A 2,417-nucleotide genomic window follows, 5' to 3' on the forward strand; every position below is an offset into this window, starting at 1 on the left:
CTTAAAGTATATAATTGTTATTGACAAGGTTTGGATTTGGAATGAAAAAAGTATCAGTTATTATCAATACCTATAATCGTGCAGATTTATTATTAAGGACTCTTGAATCATTCAAATACATTGATTATCCATTGTTTGAAATCATTGTAATTAATGGCCCCTCTACTGATCACACCGAGGAGGTACTTGATAAGTTTAGAGAATTGATAAAGATAGGTCACTGTGCAGAAGCCAATTTATCAAAATCTCGGAATATAGGAATATCTTATTCTAGTGGCGATATCGTGGCATTTATTGATGATGATGCCATACCTGAGCCTGAGTGGTTAACACAAATTGTAGAGGCCTTTGATTCCTGCGAAGTTGGTGCTGTAGGTGGAAAAGTGTTCGATCACACTGGTTATAAGTATCAATATCAATATGCAAATGCTGATAGACTAGGGCATGGTAAATGGCAGATGGAAGAACCATCGCCTAATTATTGTTTCCCACGTGCATATGAATTTCCATATTTGCAAGGGACGAATACGGCCTTTAGACGAGATGTTCTGGTTGAAATAGGTGGATTTGATGAAGAATTCATATACTATCTTGATGAGACAGATGTATGTTTACGAATTATTGATAATGGGTATTTTATAAAGCAACTTGCGAATGCATATGTTCACCATAAATATGCTCCATCTCATATTCGTACTAAATCAGCTGCAGTATATAGATATCCAGTGCTTAAATCCAAAGTCTATTTTTCGAATAGACATGGTTATTTGTATCATACTCAAGATTTTATTGATTCTGACAATATGAGATTTATTCAAAATCATCGCAGCGATATCGAATCTTGTATTTCTTCTGGTAAATTACCTGAAGAAGCACTAGTTTCATTTGAAGAACATGCAATATTAGCAATGAAACAAGGAAGAGAAGAGTCAAGACAAAAGCCCAAACTTATTTCATCCCGTTTGTTAGAACGTAATGATTGTGCTTTTAAGAAATTTTATTCTATCCATGCCGATGATGAAAAACGATTAACAATCGTATTATTATGCGAAGATTATCCGCCAAACCTCTTGGGTGGAATTGCTCGTTTTACACAGGATAAGGCTACTGCGCTCGCGCAATTAGGACATAAGGTTCATGTTATTGCTCGTGGTGATGAACATTCCACAGTAGATTTCGAAAATGGCGTTTGGGTTCATCGTATAGTCGTACAACCCAATGTGAAACCATGCGAGATTGAGCATTTAAATATCCTGCAGTCTCATTGGGATCAATCAAAATCTTTTCTTGACGAAATAGATAGAATATCAACTCATCGTAGCATCGACATTGTGGAAGCTCCAATATGGAACGTTGTTGGCATTGCACCGTTATTATCTGGCCGCTACCGTGTAATTACTAGTTTGATGACTACTCTTAAATTATCTCTCTCCTCTCGCCCTGATCTTACCGCTAATAAAGAACTTATGGCTTCATTCGTTAATCCGTTAATTGAAATGGAGAGATATATGATCTTGAATAGTGATTCCTTACTTGCCATTAGTAAAGGAATTCTTAATGAGGTTCAGAAGGCATATTCATTAGAAATAGATGAGAATAGATTGTTTGTATCGCATCTTGGTATGCCGGATTGGCGTGAAAAAAGCGACATGCAAGAGGTTTCTAATGATAATGAAATTAATATACTCTTCGTCGGTCGATTAGAGAAAAGAAAAGGTATAGATCTCCTTCTTAGTATCATTCCTGATATAGTTGCTGCTTATCCCAATGTGTCTTTTGATATCGTTGGAGATGATAGTATCCCTGTCGATAGTGATTTTACATATAGAACGAAGTTCGAAAATGAATTTGGTATATTACTAAATGAAAAGATAAAATTTCATGGAAAGGTTGATGAAATTGCATTGAGAAAACACTATTCTAAGTGCGATATATTTGTTGCTCCATCCAGATTTGAATCTTTTGGTCTTATTTATGTCGAAGCTATGATGTACGGAAAACCTGTTATTGGTTGTGATGTCGGAGGAATTCCGGAGGTAGTTGAACATAATGTTAATGGGATTCTGATTTCTCCCGGTAATGCTAATGAACTTTATGAAGCATTGTCTTTATTAATTACAAATCCGTCGCTGCGAAGAAAATTGGGAAAAGAAGGGCGTATGAGATATGAGAATTTGTTTTCTGATGTTCAGATGGCGAAATCATCAGTTAACATGTATAAAAAAATAGTCGCGATAAATATGCGGGACGCATGATATGGGGCATAAAGAAAAGTTTTTTGTAACTGGCCGAATTGCTGTTTTAGATCAACTGTGAGCCTTAGCAGTCATTTGTGTATTGATTTCACATTTTTCGATTGCAATCAATTCAAAATTTATAGCAATTCAGAATAATTCAATTAATATCGTATTGATCGG

At 35.4% G+C, this 2,417-nt stretch carries 1 protein-coding gene; it reads left to right on the plus strand.

Going from position 1 to position 2,417, the window contains the following annotated elements:
* Positions 1-41: 41 nt before the first annotated feature.
* Positions 42-2,255, plus strand: a complete 2,214-nt coding sequence (locus NNN64_RS22725) for a glycosyltransferase (protein ID WP_271442870.1) — start codon at positions 42-44, stop codon at positions 2,253-2,255.
* Positions 2,256-2,417 lie beyond the last annotated feature (162 nt).

It is taken from the genome of Citrobacter sp. Igbk 14 (genome assembly GCF_028069825.1).
Lineage (GTDB): Bacteria > Pseudomonadota > Gammaproteobacteria > Enterobacterales > Enterobacteriaceae > Citrobacter.